The organism is Archangium lipolyticum (assembly GCF_024623785.1).
GTDB lineage: Bacteria > Myxococcota > Myxococcia > Myxococcales > Myxococcaceae > Archangium > Archangium lipolyticum.
On record NZ_JANKBZ010000007.1, the window covers coordinates 85117 to 104086 of the forward strand.

Genomic DNA, 18970 nt, shown 5'->3' on the forward strand with positions numbered 1-18970 from the left:
ACGACTACTGCTTCGCGCCTGGCTCACGCCGCCTGCCGTGAGCTCGCGCGGTGCTCCTCCATGGTCTTGTGGCGCCCGAGGTAGTGCCCGAACGCGCGGACCATCCCGTCCGCGTCCCGCAGCTTGCTCAGGCAGATGGAGCGCTTGCCCTTGAACAGGCCGCCCCCCTCGAGCTGCAGGTCCAGGTACTTCTTGAACAGCCGCTCATCCGTGGTGGCGGACTTCACCTGCTCGAGACGGATGGGCTCGTCCCACTCCGTGCAGCTCACCTGGGCGTAATCCAGCCGGACCTCCAGCCCGGCCTCCTTGCCCTCGAAGGTGAGGGGAGGGAAGTGCTTCTCCACGTGGCGCCGTTCCGCCTCGGTGGAGGGCACGTAGCGGTAGGCGAGCGCCACGTCGTGCGCCTCCGCGAAGCGCGCCTCGTACTCGCCCCACATCCGCGCCTCGATGGCCTCCGCCTCCAGGATGGCGCTCGCCCAGGAGGAGGTGGTGGGCTCGAGCAGCACCCGCACCACGTCGGCCGGCGTGAGCGCCTCCCCGACATTCTCCAGGCGCGCGGCGAGCGGGGGATGGGAGTCGAACGGATGCGGCGTCACCACGCCGTGCAGGTCGCCATGCACGGCCTCGGAGTTGGCGTACTCCGCGAAGCCGAGCGCGACCCGCTGCGCGATGGCCACGGTCTGTTGCTGCTCTCCGCGGGCGAAGAGGTCGGCCTCCACGCGATCGCGGAAGCTCGCGTACGCGCCGACCTTCACGAGCGAGCGGGCGATGTCCCGGCCCGACGTGATGCTCGCGGCGAGCTCGCTCGCGCGCCGGCTGCGCCCCAGAGACAGCTCGAACAGCCCGCGGTAGGCCAGCATGAAGTGGAAGATGGGCCGCGTGAGCACGCCGTCGCGGAGCGCCTGGAGGTACTGCCCGAAGCGCGCGAGCATGGGCGCGAGCCGCTTGCCATGGCCCGTGTCCCCTCCGAGCAGGTGCCCCATCTCGTGCGCGAGCACCGCGTCGGCCTCGGAGCGCTCGAGCAGGCGCAGCAGGGACAGGCTCACGTAGAGCGTCCGGCCGGTGAGCTTCCTCTCTCCGACGCTCACCTCGCTCTCGGTGACGAAGAAGTTGGTGTCGATGCCCGCGAGGATGTGGTCCGGCGGCGGGGTCCCCAGCCGCTCGCACAGCTGGCGCACATGGGCCCAGAGCTCCGGCGCCTGAGCCTGCTCGAGCACCTCCGCCTCCACCTCGAAGTCCATGGGTGGGCGGCGGAAGATGGCGGACACCACGAGGAAGAGGGCGGCGGCGGCCATCACGCCGACCAGCAGGATGAGCTTCGGGTAGTAGCTGTCGAACCACACCGCGGTCATCCAGTAGGACAGCCACACGGCCAGCGCCCCCTGCGCGAGCGCCTGCAACGCCCCGGTGACCCGGAGCACGTTCCAGCCCACCACGAAGCCGCCGTACTGGAAGGGCCGGGAGATGAACGCCGCCAGGGCGCACAGCAGGGCGATGACGGCGGAGACGATCCCCAGCACGACCGAGGCGAGCGCCAGGAGGCTCATCCAGTTGAACTGCCGCAGGTCCGAGCACACCTCGCCGAGGCTGTTGCGAAACCCCTCCAGCTCCTCGCCCGTGGAGAGGCAGGCCATCGAGGCCGGGACGGCACGGAAGAACTCCAGTGTCTGCTGCCGCCGCTCCTCGTCGAGCCCGGTATCCTGGGCGATCTGACCCTCGACGGTGGTGAGGAGGTCCCGGTCGAACCGGTCGGTGGCATGGCCGGCGAACCACAGACCGAAGAGCGGGAGCGCGAAGACCCAGAGCGCGGGTAGCGCGTAGGTGCGGAGGAAGCCGGGGAGTGTCAGGGTGGAGTTCATGGCGGACGGAGGGCCGGAGAGAGGGCAGACCCTAGCGTGTGCGATGGCTTCAGGGGGAGCCCCCCCGTCCGGCAGCCACCTCGTATGATGGACGGAACGATGAAACGACTCCTGTTGTGGCCACTCGTGGCCGTCCTGGCCTCGGCGTGCCGATGTCCCCAGCCGAAGCCGCTGGCCGATGTGCCCCAGGCCCGCACCGCTCTGTCCCTTCAGTGGCGGCCCGTGGACAACCTCGTGGGGCGCGGGAGGTTCTTCCGCTCCGCGCTGACGCTCGAGAATCAGGGGCCCGTCGCATTGGGCTCCAGCGGATGGAAGCTCTACTTCACTTTCTCCCGGCGTTTCCTGAAGGACGGCGATGGGAATTTCTCCGCGCTCCAGGCGCTCGAGAAGCAGGGGATCCGCATCTCGAAGGCGGACCGGGCCGGAAGCGGCGACTACCACGTGCTCGAACCCCTCGCGGGCTTCCAACCCCTCCTCCCGGGAGAGCGGCGCACGTTCGAGCTGCTCGCCAACTACCAGGCCATCCTGAAGACGGACGCGCCCGCCGGGTTCCATGTCGTGTTCTCCGGTGAGCCGTCCCAGAAGGGCGTCGCCTTCGCCGTGCCGTTGAGCGTCGCGTTCGATGTCTCCGATCCGAAGCAGACCACGCGCTTCGGAGGCGACGTGCTGCCGGTCCCGACGCCCGAGCTGCGCCATGCCGAGAACCCGGCCTTCCAGTCCCTGGATCTCGCGGCCCGGCTCCTGCCGGTTCCCCGGCGGGTGAAGGAGGGCTCGGGAAGGGTGACGCTTCGGGGTGGCGTCGCCATCGGCCATGCACCGGCCCTGGCGGGTGAGGCCGCCTATCTGGCCTCCGCGCTGCGGGACGTGCTGGCCGCATCCATCACGACCCGTGCGGATGAGGGGGACGCGCGGATCTCCCTTCGGCTCGATGCCACTCTCGACATCGACGGAGATGGGGCGCGAGACGCGGAGGGCTACCTCCTCGAGGTGAAGAACGGACGGGTGAGCATCACCGGCGCGGATGCGGCGGGCGTGTTCTACGGCATCCAGACACTCCGCCAGCTGGTGCCCACGGAGACCTACTCCGCGGCGGTACGGCCTGAAGGCCGCCACACGGAGCTCTCCCTGCCGGAGGTGTCCATCGCCGATGCGCCCGGGTTCGTCTACCGCGGCATGCACCTGGACGTGGCACGTCACTTCCAGTCCAAGGAGACGATCAAGAAGCTGCTCGACGTGCTGGCGCACTTCAAGATCAACACCTTCCACTTCCACCTGACCGATGACGAGGGCTGGCGGATCGAAATCCCCGGCATCCCGGAGCTCACGCACTACGGCGCGCGCCGTGGCTTCGACCCGGACGAGACCAGGATGCTCCACATGGCGATGGGGTCCGGAAACAACCGCGAGGGAGGGGACCACCTCGACGTAGAGCCCGTCCGGCGAGCGGAGGCGAGCCGTGCGCTGCCTCCGGCGTATCAAGGGTTCGAGCCGGAGATGCTCAACCTCGTCGGCAAGGGGAGCGGGTTCTACACGGTCAAGGACTTCGAGGAGATCCTTGCCTACGCCACGGAGCGGCACATCGACGTGATTCCGGAGATCGACGTCCCCGGGCACTCCCGTGCCGCCGTCCGGGCCATGGAGTATCGCCATCGCGTGTTCCAGGGCTCGGACCCGGCCCGGGCCTCCGAGTACCGTCTGGCCGACCCGGAGGACACGTCCCAGCACTTGAGCGTCCAGAGCTACACGGACAACTTCCTCAATCCCTGTCTGGAGAGCACGTACGTCTTCCTGGACAAGGTCGTCCGGGAGCTGAAGGCGCGCTACGACGCGGTACCGGGCGCCAGGCTCGTGGCCATCCATGGTGGGGGAGACGAGCTGCCCCCGCTGAGCTCCAACGTGTGGTGGCAGGACTCTCCCCAGTGCAAGCGGAACCCCGCCACCCGCGACCTGTCCGATGTCCAGCTCTACAACCATTTCTTCACCCGCTGGCATCGCATCATCACCTCGACCGGCGCGCGGATGACGGGCTGGGATGATGTCCTCCACCACGGCCTGACGCTCCAAGGCTTCATCCCCATGCCGTGGAGCAACGTGTGGGGCTGGGGCCGCGAGGGCGATGCCTACACCTATGCCAACCAGGGCTACCAGGTCGTCCTCGCCCACGCGACGAACCTCTACCTGGACTTCGCGTACGACAAGGACCCCGACGAGCCGGGCGCCGCCTGGGCCAACTTCGTCGATGACCAGCGGACGTTCGAGTACCGGCCCTTCGACGTCTTCGCCAACGCCACCGAGGACGGTCTGGGCAGGCCCATCGCGCCGTCCACCTGGAAGGACAAGGAGCGCCTGTCGGCCGCCGGGAAGAAGAACATCCTCGGCATGCAGGGCCTGCTCTGGGGAGAGAACGTCAAGACGCCCCAGGTGCTCGAGTACCTCGCCTTCCCGAGGATGCTCGGTGTCGCGGAGCGCGCCTGGAACCCCGAGCTCCCCCCCGTGAGCGAGATGCCCGCGCTCTGGGCGCGCTACACCAACAGCCTGGGCCAGTACGTGCTGCCACGGTTGGGCGTCTACCGGGCCGTGGACGTGCGCGGCGAGCTTCCGGAGCGCCTGGGCTTCAACTACCGCATCCCCCTGCCCGGCGCGCGGCGGATCGAGGGCCGCCTGGAGGCGAGCGTGCTCTTCCCCGGACTCGTCATCGAATATTCGACCGACGCGGGAAGGACGTGGAGCGTGTACTCGGGGCCTGTCCCCGTGCCCGGCAAGGTGCTCCTCAGAACCCGCGCGAGCGATGGCCGGTTCAGCCGCACCACCGAGCTGAACTGAGTCACCGGAGCCTCCCTGGCAGGCTGCTGGGGTGCGGACCGGGCACCCCGGGGCGCATTCCCGCTGTCGGGGTCGGACCGGCCTGTTACAAACCCTACCCGTGGACGAGGCCGAACGAGCACAGGAGCGGAAGCCGAAAGGGGCGCAGAAGCAGCCCCGGAAGGTGTCTCCGCGCTATCTGGAGAACGCCGCACTCCACTACCTGAAGCGGTACGCGGCGTCGGTGAGCCAGCTCAAGCGCGTGCTCGTCCGCAGGGTGGACCGATCCCTCCGTGTCCACGGTGGGGAGCGCGCCGAGGCACTCGGCTGGGTGGATGCGCTCGTGGACAAGCTCATCCGCAACGGGCTCATCAATGACAGCGCCTACGCCGGGATGAAGGCGCATGCGCTGCGCTCCTCGGGCCGCAGTGCCAGGGTGATTGCCCAGAAGCTGCGGATGAAGGGCGTCTCCGCCGAGCTCGCCCAGCAGAAGCTCGCCGAGGTTACCGCGGAGCTCTCCGAGGAGGAGGCTGCCCGCATCTGGGCGCGGAAGAAGCGCCTCGGACCCTTCCGGCGCGATGCGCGGACCCGCGAGGAGAACCGGCAGAGGGATCTCGCCGCCCTGGCGCGGGCTGGCTTCTCCTTCGGGATCGCGAAGAAGATCATCGACGCCGCACCCGAGTAGCTCCTCTCGCGTTCGCTTCACTCCTGATGGAGGTTGACCTCGAGGATCGTGGTCTTTCCGGGCTCCACCTCGATGTCCTTTTGCACGATCTTCGAGAGTGTGTGGCTGACGAGCGTCACGATGTGAGGCCCCGCAGACAGCTCTATTGGCGCGGTCGTGTATCCCAACTCCTCCCCGTCCACTGCGACGGTGGCTGGCGGCCGGATTCGCAGCTTGAGGGTGCCATTGAGCTTGGGATCGGGAGAAGCCAATGCAGTGCGATTGAGCTTGGGAGCACTGCCCACCCGGGACGGAGGACGCACGTTCTTGGACGTGACGGGGTCCTGAGGAATGGCGTTCGGCGCGGCTGGCTTCTGCTTCTGCTCCTGGGGTGTGGCGTTCTTGGGATGCAGCGACGCCGATGGAGCACTGGGATTTGCTTGGGCCCGTTCTCCAGTATTGTCCGTGGACGGAGCGGGAACTGAGGGAAGGGAAGGAGATGGCTGGTTCTCAGCCACGGGCACCGACTCCTGAGGCTTGGGCTCGGGGGCTGTCCGCCACAGCACGATGCCGCCTCCCGCCGCGAGCAGCACGCATGCCACGAGGGTCAGTTCCCTCCTGCGAGATCGCCAACGCTTCACGAGCTCTTCTTGCTGCCGTATCTCCAGATCCTCAAGAGGATGGGGCTCCTTCAGCCGTTGAGGGCGATTTGGTATGGTCAAGGGTTCGGAGGATTTCTCGGGCCTCTTCACCGTCACTGGCGTGCTGAAAGCCTCCGGGTCCGTTCTCGTGGCGGTGGGCGCTGGCGTGTGGACTGGCGTGGTCGTGTAACGTGACCCATGGGGCGTCGTGCCCGGCTGGGCCACCGGAATCTCGGTGCTCGAAGTGGCCCGCGTGATGAGCTGAGCGATCTGCTGAGTCACCACTGGCTTACCGGCCAGGAGGATGAACTCCTCTAGATCCGCCTGGAAGGAATGGCAGTCCGGATAGCGCTGCTCACGCTCCATGGAAAGCGCCCGTGCGAGGATTCGCTGCAGGGGCTCAGGCAGGTCTGGCCGGACCTGCGCCGCGGGCACGGGGGTCGAAAAGAGGATGGCCTGCATCAGGCCAGCATCCGTGCTCGATGCAAACGGCCGGCGGGCGGTGAGCAGCTCGTAGAGGACCACGCCCAGCGCATACACGTCCGCCCTCCGGTCCAACGCCTGGCCTCGGAGCTGCTCGGGCGGCATGTACGCCAGCTTGCCCTTGATGACTCCGCTCTCCGTCCGGGTCCCATGTCCGGCGGCCTTGGCGATGCCGAAGTCCACTACCTTCACTGCTCCCTGTCTGGACAGCAGGATGTTGTCCGGACTGATGTCTCGGTGGATGACGTCCAGTGCCTCACCGGTCTCCGGATCGGTGAAATCATGGGCGAAGGCCAGCCCCTCGCACGCATGGGAGACGAGCCGGGCACACATATCGGGCGGCAGCAACAGTCCCTGCGCCGACGCGCGCTTGATGAGCGTACGCAGACTGGGCCCGTCGATGTACTCCATGGCCAGGAAGTACGCGCCGTCGGCCTCTCCGAAATCGAAGATCTGTGCGATGTGCGGGTGGGTGAGCCGCGCGGCCAGCTTCGCCTCGGAGAGGAACATCTGTACGAAGGCGGGTTCCTCGGCCAGGTGCGGCAGGATGCGCTTGAGCACCAGCGTCTTCTCGAAGCCCATGGGACCAGCGGCCTTGGCGAGGAACACCTCGGCCATGCCTCCAGTGGCGAGCTTGCGGATCAGCTGGTACTTGCCGACTTGCTGCATCACGACCCGTCTCCTCGTCCAGTCGAGCCCAGCGCTCCTTCAGGAAGTCAGCGGGCTCATGCCATCGGGCGGACGTGACGGTGACACAGCTTTCAATCTCAAGGAAATCTGCCGTGGTCGCTGGCCCATGAATGGGCCAAGGAGATTGCTGGGGATGGTCGCTTTGAGGTCAACACAACGACCGTGATGTCGGCCTTCACGTGGGGCCAGCCGTGGAGGCTTCACAGCTCATGGGGTGTGGCGCCACGAAAAAAGCCGGGTCCCGCCTCCCAGGAAGGGGAGGGGAGCCCGGCTCGAATCACGGCCTGTGCGCCCTTAGTTGCGGCGCCGGCGGCGGGCCAGCGCGGCGAACGCGCCCAGGCCCATCAGGACCAACGAGGTGTCCCGCCCCGTGCTCGAGCAGCCGTAACCACTGCCCAGCAGGGAGAGGTCGGCCTCGGTGATGCGGAAGGTCCGAGTGGCCGGGGTTTCGTCCACGTTGCCCGCTGCATCTCGGGCTCGCACCTCCAAGGTGTGCGCCCCCACGGTCAGGTTGCTGAAGGTGACAGGCGAGGGGCACGTGGTGAAGGAGGTCGCCCCATCCAGGCGGCACTCGTAGGTTACGTTCTGCTCATTCGATCTGAATTCGAATGTCGCGTTCAGCTCCCGGGTGAAGCCTGACGGGCCGGAGACGATCTCGGTTTCCGGCGGTGCTGTGTCCACGGTGAAGGTGTTGGTGGTGCTCTTGAGACTCCGCAGTGCCTCCACCTCCGCGACGGCATACACCGTGTGGCTGCCGTCGGCCAGGTCCGTGGTCGGAGTGAAGGTATAATTGCCGGCGGCATTGGACGTCGTCCGGCCGATCTCGTTCCCGTCGAGGTAGATGATCACCTCGACGTTGGCAGTAGCCGTGCCCGTGATGGGGGGACGGCGGTTGCTGGTGATGCTGCCGTTGGCCGGCGTGACCACCGTGGGGGGAGTCGGCACGATCAACCCGGTCGGTATCACCGTGGTGGCGCCGATGCTGCCCGGCTGAGCGCCGTAGGACTGTTCCACAGGATCCTGTTGGATGCCGGGTGCGGCACCGTTAGCGAAGACGTTGCAGGTGCCTCCCGGAGCGGCCTGGATCAGCACCCGCCCTCCTCCGCCACCACCACCAGGACCCACCCGTGGGGCGTTCACGTTGCCACCGATGCCGCCAGTGGCGAGAACCGAACCGCAATCGGCTGTCCTGACGAAGCGCAGGTAGATAGCTCCACCCGCGCCACCACCACCGCCTCCATCCGAGGCCGAGGTACCGCCCAGGTTACCCGAGGCGCTGATGCTGCCCGTACCCGTGAGTTGATTGGCCCGGATGAAGATGGCGCCACCCCCAGACCCTCCGGCCACGCCCGTGTTGGTGGAGCCATGGCCGGCTCCACCACCTCCTCCGAAGGTGAAGTGGGTCAATGCCGAGTAGGTCAGCGCCGCGCCCCCTCTTCCTCCAACCTCGGCTCCGCTCTCCGAGCGTCCTCCCTGACCGCCCGCCCCGCCATTGCCACCACCTCCTCCTCCCGACTTGAGGCAGATGCCGCCTCCAGCACCATTGGCCACGTTACTGCGCCCGGTCTGTGTGGGGCCGAACCGCGAGCTTCCGATGCCCTCGCCCTTCTGTGCACCCGAGGGGGCTGGCTCATCCTCTGTTGTGCAGCCTCGCGACCCGGAGGGATCGATGACGTACTGGCCTCCACGAAAACCGAGGCCGCTGGCGGCGATCTGCCCACTGTTGTTCACGGAGCCATTGGCCAGGAACGCGACGATACCGCCCGTGCTCCCATTCCATGCAGGGGCCGTGATGCTCTGGCCGGAGTTGATGGTGACGTTGCTGTACTCGGGCACCCGGATGACCTGGGTCACGTTCGCCGCGTACGCGTAGACGAGCGGTGCCGTCAGCTCCAGGGTCGATCCCGTTGCCGAGGCCAGCCTCGCGAATTCCCAACGCCCCACCGGGCTGTTGCCGAGGTCGACGGGAGGCACCTGCTCGAGGCTGGCCGTCTGGTACACCATCACCAGATCTCCGGCCGTGAAGCACGGGGACACTCCGGTGCAGGCTCCGATCGTGATGGAGGTGTTCCCCACCGCCAGCGCCGCCGTCACCGGGGCATAGCTGTTGATGAAGGTGCCGCTCGTCGACACCACGAGCGCCCCGTCTCTTCCCGTGCCGATCCCGAACGTGTCGTGTTCGGCCCGTGCCGCCGTCGCTCCGAGGGCCAGCACGCACAGCGCGGCCGCGAGCCACTTCTTCATGAATGGAGTTTTCATGGCCTTTGCTTCCTTGGGCTACTGCTCGCTGTCGGGGTTGACGATGGTGAACGCCACGCGGCGGTTGGCCGCACGGCCCCTGGACGTCTTGTTCGGCAGGAGGGGACGATCGGGCCCGTAGCCCCTCGCCTCCAGACGCGAGGGCTCCACGCCCTTCTTCACCAGGTAGTCCCTCACCGACTCCGCACGCGCCAGCGACAGCTTGCGGTTGACGTCCGCGTTGCCGACGTTGTCGGTGTGGCCCTCGATGATGATCTTGTCGATCTCCGGGTGCTGCTGGATGACCCGGGCGATCTGATCCAGCATCTTGAAGGAGCGGCGCTGGATGATCGCCTTGTTGGTGGCGAAGAACACCGCCTGCTTGATCTCCAGCTTGCCCTTCTGGATGGCCACGAGCTGCTCCTGCTGCGGCGGGCAGCCGTGGTTGCTTTCCACGCCCTTCTCCTTGGGGCAGTTGTCCAGGTGGTCCGACACGTTGTCGCCGTCCGTGTCCCTCGGCGGGCAGCCGCGGAGCTCCACCAGACCGGCCTCCGTCGGGCAGAGGTCACGCTCATCCACGACGCCGTCGCCATCCGTGTCCTTCACCGGGCAGCCCTGACGCGCGGCCGGGCCCGCTTCCCGGGGGCACTTGTCCGCGGCGTCGTCGATGCCGTCGCCATCCCGGTCCTTCACCGGGCAGCCCTGGTCCGCGGCCAGACCCGGCTCCTTGGGGCACTTGTCCTCAGAGTCCGCGACGCCATCCCCGTCCGTGTCCTTCTCCCCGGCGCAGCCCTGGTTCTCGGCCGGGCCCGGCTCCCGCGGGCACCTGTCCACGGAGTCGTCGAGGCCGTCGCCATCCGTGTCCTTCACCGGGCAGCCCTTGCGCTCGGCCGGGCCCGGCTCGTTGGGGCACTTGTCCTCGCTATTCGGCACGCCGTCGCCGTCGTCATCGCGCGGCCCGGAGTCCGGGGGCTCGGAGCCGCCAAAGGCCACGCCGAGCAGCACGCGGAACGAGGGCGTGCCCGGCGTATCACCGAAGCCGGGTCCTCCCAGCGCGTAGGCCTCCATCAGGCTGCTCAGCGGCAGCCGTACGCCGGCCAGCACCTCCAGGGACTTCGGCTGACGGGTGAGCGGCAGCGTGCCGCGCACGTTGAGCTCTCCGCGCAGCCCGCTACCCGTGGTGGCGAGGACCGCGCCCAGGCGCACCTCGTTGCCCACCTCGTCCTGGACGGTCTCGTCATTGATGAGCGTGACCGTGGGCCGCACCATCGCGCCCGCCTCCACACCGGCCCGGATCAGACCGAAACGCCGGCCCAGCATCACCTTGGGAGAGAACCGGAAGGTGCTGTCCCGCGAGAGCGTCTCCACGCTGCCCACGGGCAGCCCCACGCCCAGGTCGACCGCCAGGTCCAATGGAGCCTCCCGCCGCTGCGAGAGCAGCCCCACCCGCACGTTCACCGAGGGCGTGGAGAGACCCGTCTGGGCCGGAGCGGAGATGCCCTGGGCGCTGAGGTCGTCTCCCCGCTGCCAGACCACCAGGGGCACCTGGAGGCCCAGCTCCAGCCACCGGAGCGGAGCCCAGGCCACCAGCAGGTGCGCCATGGCGCGGTCGCCCACCACCGCTCCCACCGGATTCTCATCCGCGTAGAGAACGAGGGGATCCTTCTCGTAGTGCCCCAGGAGCGAGAGGCGGAATCCTCCCGCGGGCAGCAACTCGCCAGTTCCCATCACCAGCGAGCCCCGGCCGTTGGGGTTCAGCTCCAGGCGCTCCAGCTCGAATTGCGGTACGCCCGTGGGTTGGGCGAGCGCCGCCGAGGTGAGCAACAAGGCGGCAAGGGCGGACAGACGCACGTACCCCGCCGAACGCATCGGCGGGCGCGGCTTCGTGTAGCTCATGGGTTCTCCGGCAGGGAAAGCAGGGTCACCCGTGCATTCGGGGAGCCGCGGTTTCGGCATCCCGGTGCTGGTCTCTCTCGTCTTCCCTGTCATTCGATCAATCCGCCCACTCCTACCGCCACTGTCTCGCCGGGGCAATGAAACGTTGCTGGAAGACAGGGGGGAACGTCCCGAGCATCTACCCGTGGACCTTCAGGCGCGGAGGATCGATCCGCTCATATCGGATTTGTGAAGGATCCCATGTGCGGAACCCCCAACGGGGACCCCCACGCGGTGGAACACGTCCACCGCGTGCGGGGGCTCACTCAGGGCGCCGGGCTGGGCGCATCCTGAACGCTGGCCTCGGGGGCGCTGGCGGGCTCGGACTTCTCGGTGTTCGAGGTCCGTTTGGCGCTCAACGCGGCCTGCCGTGCCAGCTCGCGGGCCCGCTGGGCGACCTTGGGCGTGGGCGCGAGGATCATGAACATCAGACGCCCTTCCATGCGGGGCGCCTGTTCGATCACCGCCACATCCTTCAGGTCCTTCGCCACGTCCTCCAGGATGGCGGTGCCCTGCTCCCGGTGCGTGATTTCCCGGCCGCGGAACTGGATGACGACCTTCGCCTTGTTCCCGTCCTCGATGAACCGGCGCATGTTGCGGACCTTGAACTCGTAGTCGTGCTCCTCCGTCTTCGGCCGGAGCTTCACTTCCTTGAGCTCGACCTTGAGCTGCGCACGCTTCGATTCCGAGGCCTTCTTCTTCTCCTCGTACTTGAACTTGCCGTAGTCCATCAGCTTGCAGACCGGGGGACTGGCCATGGGGCTGATCTCGACGAGGTCGAGTCCCTCGCTCCGGGCCCGCTCCAGGGCCGCCTCGAGGGGCATGACTCCGAGCTGCGAGCCATCGGCTCCCACGACGCGAACCTCGCGAGCGCGGATACGGCGGTTGGTTCTCTGGTCGCGGCTACCGCCGCGGCTGCTTCTCTGGTCGCGAATGATGTGACTCTCCTCCGAAATGGGTTTCAGGTCTGTCCCCACAAAGGTGGGACAGCCCCCGCCGGTATGACAGGGGACCGGATACGGCTGGGTGGCAGTCCGCTCTTCTCTCGTCCCCCGCCTGACAAGGGGGCCTCCGGACGTAGGAGTGCCTCCCGGCGCTTGCTCGCCCGGTAGGAAGGGGAGTGGATGATGCGTTCCCCCCGGCCCTGGACGGGCAAGGGAGGGTCATAACACCTGGCCCGGGCTCCCGCCGAGGAACCTCGTGGCCAGTGTGCTGAAGGATACGGACCCCGCTGCCTGCCCGCCTGCCCTTAGAGGAGATCCACGGACAGGAGCAACCGGCGCTCGGAGCCGGGCGGGGAGCGGTGGACCACGCCATACCCCTCGTTGTCGGGCCAGGCCTCGCCCTTGAGAAGCCCCACGGCGAAAGGAGCGAGGTGCCGCGTCACCGCGCCCGGCCGGGCGATGCCGTCCGTCTCCCCGTTGCCCTCCGCGGGGGCGCCCAGACGCGCCCGCCGTGCGTCACGCTCCTCGAGGTACTCGGTGCCCGGGCCCGCGTAGGTGCACAACATACGCACACCCACCCGGTCCACATGGAAGCGGGGACACATGGGCGCATCGAGCGTGCCCAGCCGCAGCCCCACGCGTTCCGCGCCGAAGAGGTCCGCGTACAACTCCACGAGTCCGGCCAGCTCCTGCTGGAAGCGTGCGCGGCCGGGCGACTCGGACAGCGGCGACAGCAGACCTCCCAGCTCCGCGTCTTCCACCTGCGCCTGTCTCACCTCGAGGAAGTCATGGGTGGCGCAGACCTCTCTCAGCCACTGGGCGAGCGTTTCGTCCACGGGGCGCTCCCAGACGCAGAGGTTGACGTGCTTTTCGAAGATGACGACCAGGTCGGCCGCTTCACTCACGGTGACGCAGGAGTCCAGGGTGGGGCGGGGGGCGGACAGAGGCATGGGGTAGCTCCGGCAACAGGGGGCATTCCGCGGGAGCGGAGGAGAATGACTTAATGCAACCGTGTTGCGAAAGAAAGGGTGCCCAGGGTATTGGATGCAACGGAGTTGCATCTTGCAGGAGAGGACACCATGCCCAAGGGCAATCGCACCATCATCCATCTCGTCTCGACCGCGGGAACCGGCTACGCCTACACGACGACGAAGAACAAGCGGAAGTCGCAGGAGAAGCTCCAGCTCAAGAAGTACGACCCGCGCATCCGCAAGCACGTGTTGTTCGTGGAAGGCAAGCCATGAGCGCCTCTGCTGGGATTCCTCATGGGAGGCGCCCATGCGTCACCGGCGTGGGTTGATGCCACATGGCAAGTCCGTCGCGCGGCCGCTCTGTGCCCGGCCGCGCGAGCGCTTCCGGGAGTTCGCTCCGCCCGAGCTCATCGCGGTGGAGCCGGCGGAGGACGCCGAAGACGGAGCTTCCTCCAGGCTGCCGGAGCACCTGCGCCTGGTGCATCCCTCGGAGTCCTCGTCCGGACCCCAGGCTTGACGTGACGACAGCCAGAGGGGACGCGCGAGCGGGATGACTCGTGCTTCCCCTCCGTCATTTCAGCTCAGAGCTTCTCGCCCCGCTGGAGCATCTCCGCGACCACGCGATCGATGCCCCGCTTGTTGATGATGCGGATGCCATGAGCGCTGACGCGCAGCCGCACGAAGCGGTTGAGGCTCGGCACCCAGTAGCGGTGGCTCTGGATGTTCGGCAGCGAGCGCGTCTTCGTCTTGTTGTTCGCGTGGCTGACGTTGTTGCCCACCAGTGGGCGCTTCCCGGTGACCTGACAGACCTTGGACATGTGCGTGCTCCTCACCAGCTCGACTTGGTGACGCCGACGATTTCCCCCGCCAGTGCCTTGTCGCGGAAGGCGATGCGCGACATGCCGAAGCGGCGCAGGAATCCACGGGGGCGGCCCGTGAAGGCGCACCGGTTGACCACCCGGTTGGGGTTGGCGTCGCGCGGCAGCTTCGCCAGCTCCGTCTGCGCCCGCACCCGCGTCTCGAGGTCGCCCGCCGTGCGGATGAGCTCCTTCAGTGCGGCCCTCTTCGCCGCGTACTTCGCGACCAGCGCCTTGCGCTGTTCGTTCTTCGCCACCTTGCTCGTCTTCGCCATCTTCTTCCTGCCTCCTCCAAGCGCATTCCCAGTACCCTGGTCCGGACGTAGATGCAATCGTGTTGCATGTGAACGGACCCGGCTCTTGATTTATTCGCAATAGGGTTGCATCTACTGGGGCGTGGAATGAATCCCGGAAGCAGGGGCGGAGGCCCCCGCTGCGACAAGGAGGCTCACGGTGGCGAAAATCGTGTGGATGGGAGTTGGAGGGGTGGCGCTGGCGCTCCTCGTGTCTCCGTGGCTGAGCGAGCCCTCGTCGCGGCCCGCGGCCGAGCCGCCACGGGAGAGCCTGGCTCCGAGCGCCGCCCCCGAGCCGCTCGCGCCCGTCCCCTTCGAGCCCACCCGTAGCCCGGTGGTGGTGGCTCCCCCCGTGCCGGGTGGCCCGTCCATCGCACCCGTCTCCGAGCCCGGAGCTGGCGAGGCTCCCAGGCCCTGGCCCCGGTCCACCCAGGCGCGCCGGAAGCTGCCCGAACAGCGCCAGCGAATCGTGGACGCGCTACGCGCCGACTACTCCACCCCGCTGGCGCGCCGCGATGCCGTCCTCACCGCGTTCCTCGCCTCCGGGGACAGCCAGGCGCCCTGGACGGAGCAGGCGCGCACGGCGCTCGCGTCCTGGCGCACCACCATCGAGACGGAGGTGCTGCCCGTGCGGGCCGAGCCGCCTCGCTGTTATGCCGCCGGCTGCGTGAGCCACGTCACCTTCCCGGACGCGGCCTCTTATGAGGTGGCCCGGCAACGCGTTGCCGGCCTGGCGCTCTCCGGAGTGGGGCCCCACCTGCAATTGCCGCCCGAGTACCTGCCCTCGGGCGAGGTTGCCGTGTCCTGGGCCGTGCTGCCTCCAGAGCCCATGTGAGTGCCGTGCCAGGGATGTAGCCAGAAGGCGGAGTGCCGAGCGCTCGTGTGTCGATTCCGACCGTGCCCGGCCGGGCCGTGGCCTAACATGCGGAGCGGAGGTGTGCACCTTGAGTGGACGCATCAATCTGCTGGCTCCCGAGTTCCTGGCCAATCCCTATCCCGTCTTCGCCGCGATGCGGCGCGACACCCCGGTGTGTCAGGTGGAGCCGGGAGGGCTGTGGGCCGTCACCCGCTACGCGGATGTCGTGCACGTGCTCAAGAACCCCCACCTCTTCTCCTCCGAGGGGCTCGCGCGCTCCATGGAGCCACCCTGGCTGGGATACAACCCGCTGGCCCGCTCCCTGCTGGTGATGGACCCGCCCCGGCACGGACGGTCCAGGTCGCTCGTCAGCCGCGCCTTCACTCCCGCGGCCATCGCCCAGCTCGAGCCCTTCCTCCGCACCACTGCAGAGCGGCTCGTCGACGAGATGCTGGAGCGCCAGGAGGTGGATTTCATGCGGGCACTGGCCCTTCCCCTGCCCGCGGCCGCCATCGGTTATCTGCTGGGGCTGGATGCTTCGATCCATTCGCACTTGAAGGTCTGGTCCGATCATCTCGCCATCATCAGCGCCATCTCCACGACGGACCTCGAGCGGCAGCAGCAGGTCCAGCACTCCATCCAGGAGATGGAGGGCTACCTGAAGGAGGTCGTGGAGCGACGCCGCCGTCAGCCCGGCAACGACCTGGTGAGCGCGCTGCTCGAGGCCCGGGTGGAGGGCGAGGCGCTCTCGGAAGCGGAGCTGATGAACTTCCTCTTCGCGCTCCTGGCGGCAGGCCTGGAGACGACCACCAACCTGCTGGGCAACGTGGCCCTCCTCCTGGCGGATCGCCCCGAAATCCTGGAGCGTCTGCGGGCCGAGCCGGGCCTGTTCGCCTCCTTCATCGAGGAGGTGCTGCGCTACGAGTCTCCGGCCCAATCCACCTTCCGGTTGACGACGACGGAAGTGGAGCTGGGCGGCGTGAAGCTGCCTCCGTATTCCGTGCTCATCCTGCTGCTGAACTCGGCCTGCCGGGACGAGCAGTACCTCCCAGACGGGGATCGCTTCGTGCTCGGACGCCAGGAACTGGTCAACATCCCCTTCGGGCACGGCATCCATTTCTGCCTGGGTGCGCCCCTGGCCCGGTTGGAGGCACGCGTGGCGTTGGAGGCGCTGCTGCCGCGCATCCGGGGTCTGTCTCGCGGGCCAGAGGCGCCGCGGTGGCAGACGTCCATCCAGGTTCGCGGGCTCGTGCAACTGCCCGTGCGGGTGGTTCCGGCCTGAGCCTCCTGGAGGGGCCGGGATCGTCGTTTGGGCGTCATCGGAGCCACATCTCCCTGGTGCTCGCCCCATGGCGCCATTACGACGGGACCCCTCACCTCCAAGGAGACGCTTTCATGGCCAAGATCACCCTGAAGGGCAACCCGGTCCAGACCGAGGGCAACCTGCCCGCCGTGGGCAGCACGGCGCCGGACGTCACGCTCACGGGTCTCGACCTCACCGACAAGAAGCTCTCGTCCATTCCCGGCAAGCGCGTGCTCAACATCTTCCCCAGCGTCGATACCGGTGTCTGCGCGACGTCGGTGCGCACGTTCAACAAGCGCGCGACCGAGAAGCCGAACGTCACCGTGATCAACGTCTCGATGGACCTGCCGTTCGCGCTCAAGCGCTTCTGCGGCGCCGAGGGCATCGAGAAGGCGCTGAGCTTCTCGGGCTTCCGTAGCGACTTCGGCAAGCAGTTCGGCGTGACCCTCAAGGAGGGAGGGCTGGCGGGCCTCTATTCGCGCGCGGTCGTCGTGCTCGATGAGAGCGGCAAGATCCTCTACACCGAACAGGTGCCCGAGATCGGCCAGGAGCCCAACTACGACGCGGCCCTCGCGAAGCTGTAGCCCCGGAGGGCCGCTCAGGGCCCCTCGCCGCGAGCCAGCGCCAGGACGAGCAGGAGCGCGCATTCGCCCACCTGCTGCGTGGCCCCGAGGAAGTCCCCGGTGATGCCGCCCGCCCGCACCCGGAACCGCCAGCCGCACACGAGCGCGGTGAGGCCGGCGGCCGCCAGGAGCGCCCACGCGGTGGTTACCTCCAGCCAGTCCTTCCACAGGAACGCCCCCATCAGCAGGACGGGACAGGCCGTGGCCAGCATCGCCTGGGCTCCGGTGATGCGTGCCACCGTCCGGCTGCGCGAGGTCGCCTCGCTCGTCACGTAGGGGAGGGTCATCATCAGCCAGATGGGTGGTGTCCGGGCCAGGCACCCGGTGAGCACGAGGGCCAGGGGGGCGATCGTCTGGAGTCGCGCCAGCAGCGCGATGCGCAGCACCAGCACGACGATCAGCGCCGACGCGCCGAAGGAGCCGATGCGGCTGTCCTTGAGGATCTCGAAGAGGCGCGTGCGCTCGTAGGCCCCCCCGAGCGCATCGGCGGTATCCGCCAGGCCGTCTTCGTGGAAGGCCCCCGTGAGAAGCATCCCCACCCCCACCACCAGCGCAGCGGCTGCGAGAGGACCGGCGCGCTCGACGGCCAGCCACACCAGGGCCAGCAGCCCACCGAGGCAGGTGCCCACGAGGGGAAACCACCCCGAGGCCCACTGCCAGTCGGCCGGCTCATAGGGAAAACCCCCGACGGGAATGCGGGTGTAGAAGGCGAACGCCGCGCGGGCTCCCCGAAGCACGGGAGGAAATCGCATCAGCCCCGCCCCTTGTCTGGTACCCCGGCTTCCTCGAAGGTGGCCATGTTCGCGTGCAGCGCGCACGCGGCGTCCACCAGTGGCAATGCCGTCAGTGCGCCACTGCCCTCACCAAGCCGCAACCCCAGGTCCAGCAGGGGGCGTGCGCCCAGTGCCTCCAGCACGCGCTGGTGGCCCGCTTCGGCCGAGCGATGGGCGAACACCATCCATTCCCTCGCCCCTGGGGCCATCCGCTCCAGGGCCAGCATGGCCACCGAGACGATGAAGCCGTCCACCAGCACGGCCATGCGCCGCTCGATGGCCCGCCCCGCCGCGCCCACCAGGGCCGCGATGTCCCTTCCTCCGGCGGACTGGACGGCTCGCTCGGGACCCGCGCCCTCGAGCCGCCGTACCGCATCGCGCACCACCTCCACCTTGCGCGTCAGGCCCGCGTCGTCCACCCCCGTGCCCCGGCCCACCATCTCCTCCGCCTTCCGTCCGAGCAGGAGCGCCGCCACTGCCGCCGCCACCGTGGTGTTGCCGATGCCCATCTCTCCCAGCACCACCAGCCGGACATCGTCCGGGAGCGCGTCCACCTCCACGGCCCCCGCCGCCAGCGCACGCCGGAAGGTGGCCTCGCTCATCGCATCCTCCACCCGCAGGTCTCCCCCTGGCTCGTCCGCCACCGGATCACGCCGGAAGGAGATGCCCTTGTCGGAGAGGAACGCGGGCGGCCGCGTCACTCCCACGTCCACCACGCGCAGCGGTACCCCCAGTTGCCGGCACAGGACGCTGGACGCCGCGCCTCCCCGCAGGAAGTTCTCCACCATGGCCGCGGTGACGGCCGAGGGGTAGGGCGAGACGCCGTGACGGGTGACGGCATGATCGGCGGCGAAGAGGAGCGCCGCCGCGGGCCGGCTCCGGGGCAGCGGTGTGCCCTGCAGGCCGGCCAGCTTCACCGCCACCTCCTCCAACATCCCCAGGCTGCCCGCGGGCTTGGTGAGGCGGGACTGCCTGTCCCGCGCACGCTGCGCCGCCACCAGGTCCAGCCCCGGAATCCGAGCACCCATCCTGTTCTCC

The 18970-nt window shown here is 68.3% G+C and carries 17 protein-coding genes; 7 read left to right on the plus strand and 10 right to left on the minus strand.

Annotation, left to right across the window (positions count from 1 at the left end; translation table 11 throughout):
* Positions 1–23: 23 nt before the first annotated feature.
* Positions 24–1859, minus strand: a complete 1836-nt coding sequence (locus NR810_RS17290; RefSeq protein WP_257453725.1) for a M48 family metallopeptidase — start codon at positions 1857–1859, stop codon at positions 24–26.
* Positions 1860–1958: 99 nt separating this feature from the next.
* On the opposite strand from NR810_RS17290, the gene NR810_RS17295 reads away from it, so the two are divergent.
* Both NR810_RS17295 and NR810_RS17300 read left to right on the plus strand, forming a co-directional pair.
* Complete coding sequence (locus NR810_RS17295; RefSeq protein ID WP_257453726.1) at positions 1959–4682, plus strand: family 20 glycosylhydrolase; 2724 nt, start codon at positions 1959–1961, stop codon at positions 4680–4682.
* Positions 4683–4782: 100 nt separating this feature from the next.
* Positions 4783–5346, plus strand: a complete 564-nt coding sequence (locus NR810_RS17300) for a regulatory protein RecX (protein ID WP_257453727.1) — start codon at positions 4783–4785, stop codon at positions 5344–5346.
* 17 nt (positions 5347–5363) lie between these two features.
* Here the strand turns inward: NR810_RS17300 and NR810_RS17305 are convergent, their stop codons facing one another.
* From NR810_RS17305 to NR810_RS17325, 5 genes are all read right to left on the minus strand, one after another.
* Positions 5364–7118 carry a serine/threonine protein kinase gene (locus NR810_RS17305; protein ID WP_257454127.1) on the minus strand — a complete coding sequence of 585 codons (1755 nt, stop codon included), beginning with the start codon at positions 7116–7118 and terminating at the stop codon, positions 5364–5366.
* A gap of 315 nt (positions 7119–7433) precedes the next feature.
* Positions 7434–9398 carry an adventurous gliding motility protein AgmC gene (agmC, locus tag NR810_RS17310; RefSeq protein WP_257453728.1) on the minus strand — a complete coding sequence of 655 codons (1965 nt, stop codon included), beginning with the start codon at positions 9396–9398 and terminating at the stop codon, positions 7434–7436.
* Between the two features lie 18 nt (positions 9399–9416).
* Entirely contained in the window at positions 9417–11273 is a 1857-nt protein-coding gene (locus NR810_RS17315) for a thrombospondin type 3 repeat-containing protein (RefSeq protein ID WP_257453729.1), read from the minus strand.
* Between the two features lie 305 nt (positions 11274–11578).
* Entirely contained in the window at positions 11579–12250 is a 672-nt protein-coding gene (gene infC / locus NR810_RS17320) for a translation initiation factor IF-3 (RefSeq protein ID WP_257454128.1), read from the minus strand.
* 311 nt (positions 12251–12561) lie between these two features.
* Positions 12562–13206, minus strand: coding sequence for a DUF1826 domain-containing protein (locus NR810_RS17325; RefSeq protein ID WP_257453730.1), 645 nt, complete (start codon positions 13204–13206; stop codon positions 12562–12564).
* 129 nt (positions 13207–13335) lie between these two features.
* Between NR810_RS17325 and rpmG the strand changes: the two genes are divergently transcribed.
* Both rpmG and NR810_RS17335 read left to right on the plus strand, forming a co-directional pair.
* Positions 13336–13500 carry a 50S ribosomal protein L33 gene (gene rpmG / locus NR810_RS17330; protein ID WP_257453731.1) on the plus strand — a complete coding sequence of 55 codons (165 nt, stop codon included), beginning with the start codon at positions 13336–13338 and terminating at the stop codon, positions 13498–13500.
* Positions 13501–13534: 34 nt separating this feature from the next.
* Positions 13535–13744, plus strand: a complete 210-nt coding sequence (locus NR810_RS17335) for a hypothetical protein (RefSeq protein ID WP_257453732.1) — start codon at positions 13535–13537, stop codon at positions 13742–13744.
* Between the two features lie 64 nt (positions 13745–13808).
* Here NR810_RS17335 and rpmB read toward each other — a convergent pair whose 3' ends face one another.
* Positions 13809–14045, minus strand: coding sequence for a 50S ribosomal protein L28 (rpmB, locus tag NR810_RS17340; protein ID WP_257453733.1), 237 nt, complete (start codon positions 14043–14045; stop codon positions 13809–13811).
* A gap of 11 nt (positions 14046–14056) precedes the next feature.
* Positions 14057–14359: a 30S ribosomal protein S14 gene (gene rpsN / locus NR810_RS17345; RefSeq protein WP_257453734.1), complete on the minus strand. Its 303-nt coding sequence runs from the start codon at positions 14357–14359 to the stop codon at positions 14057–14059.
* A 178-nt stretch (positions 14360–14537) separates the two neighbouring features.
* Here rpsN and NR810_RS17350 point away from each other — a divergent pair, with 178 nt between their 5' ends.
* From NR810_RS17350 to tpx, 3 genes are all read left to right on the plus strand, one after another.
* Complete coding sequence (locus NR810_RS17350) at positions 14538–15212, plus strand: hypothetical protein (protein WP_257453735.1); 675 nt, start codon at positions 14538–14540, stop codon at positions 15210–15212.
* Between the two features lie 109 nt (positions 15213–15321).
* Positions 15322–16515 carry a cytochrome P450 gene (locus NR810_RS17355; RefSeq protein ID WP_306818273.1) on the plus strand — a complete coding sequence of 398 codons (1194 nt, stop codon included), beginning with the start codon at positions 15322–15324 and terminating at the stop codon, positions 16513–16515.
* Positions 16516–16628: 113 nt separating this feature from the next.
* Positions 16629–17120: a thiol peroxidase gene (gene tpx / locus NR810_RS17360; RefSeq protein WP_257453737.1), complete on the plus strand. Its 492-nt coding sequence runs from the start codon at positions 16629–16631 to the stop codon at positions 17118–17120.
* Positions 17121–17134: 14 nt separating this feature from the next.
* Here the strand turns inward: tpx and NR810_RS17365 are convergent, their stop codons facing one another.
* Positions 17135–17911, minus strand: coding sequence for an adenosylcobinamide-GDP ribazoletransferase (locus NR810_RS17365; RefSeq protein ID WP_257453738.1), 777 nt, complete (start codon positions 17909–17911; stop codon positions 17135–17137).
* Entirely contained in the window at positions 17911–18960 is a 1050-nt protein-coding gene (cobT, locus tag NR810_RS17370; RefSeq protein WP_257453739.1) for a nicotinate-nucleotide--dimethylbenzimidazole phosphoribosyltransferase, read from the minus strand. The genes NR810_RS17365 and cobT overlap by 1 nt, the downstream gene beginning before the upstream one ends.
* Positions 18961–18970 lie beyond the last annotated feature (10 nt).

What these genes read in the sequence shown, in the direction of transcription:
- NR810_RS17290 (WP_257453725.1), bottom strand. Translation starts at nt 1,859, where the DNA reads ATGAACTCCACCCTGACACTCCCCGGCTTCCTCCGCACCTACGCGCTA.
- NR810_RS17295 (WP_257453726.1), top strand. Translation starts at nt 1,959, where the DNA reads ATGAAACGACTCCTGTTGTGGCCACTCGTGGCCGTCCTGGCCTCGGCG.
- NR810_RS17305 (WP_257454127.1), bottom strand. Translation starts at nt 7,118, where the DNA reads ATGCAGCAAGTCGGCAAGTACCAGCTGATCCGCAAGCTCGCCACTGGA.
- agmC (WP_257453728.1), bottom strand. Translation starts at nt 9,398, where the DNA reads ATGAAAACTCCATTCATGAAGAAGTGGCTCGCGGCCGCGCTGTGCGTG.
- NR810_RS17315 (WP_257453729.1), bottom strand. Translation starts at nt 11,273, where the DNA reads ATGAGCTACACGAAGCCGCGCCCGCCGATGCGTTCGGCGGGGTACGTG.
- NR810_RS17325 (WP_257453730.1), bottom strand. Translation starts at nt 13,206, where the DNA reads ATGCCTCTGTCCGCCCCCCGCCCCACCCTGGACTCCTGCGTCACCGTG.
- rpmG (WP_257453731.1), top strand. Translation starts at nt 13,336, where the DNA reads ATGCCCAAGGGCAATCGCACCATCATCCATCTCGTCTCGACCGCGGGA.
- NR810_RS17335 (WP_257453732.1), top strand. Translation starts at nt 13,535, where the DNA reads ATGCGTCACCGGCGTGGGTTGATGCCACATGGCAAGTCCGTCGCGCGG.
- rpmB (WP_257453733.1), bottom strand. Translation starts at nt 14,045, where the DNA reads ATGTCCAAGGTCTGTCAGGTCACCGGGAAGCGCCCACTGGTGGGCAAC.
- rpsN (WP_257453734.1), bottom strand. Translation starts at nt 14,359, where the DNA reads ATGGCGAAGACGAGCAAGGTGGCGAAGAACGAACAGCGCAAGGCGCTG.
- tpx (WP_257453737.1), top strand. Translation starts at nt 16,629, where the DNA reads ATGGCCAAGATCACCCTGAAGGGCAACCCGGTCCAGACCGAGGGCAAC.
- NR810_RS17365 (WP_257453738.1), bottom strand. Translation starts at nt 17,911, where the DNA reads ATGCGATTTCCTCCCGTGCTTCGGGGAGCCCGCGCGGCGTTCGCCTTC.
- cobT (WP_257453739.1), bottom strand. Translation starts at nt 18,960, where the DNA reads ATGGGTGCTCGGATTCCGGGGCTGGACCTGGTGGCGGCGCAGCGTGCG.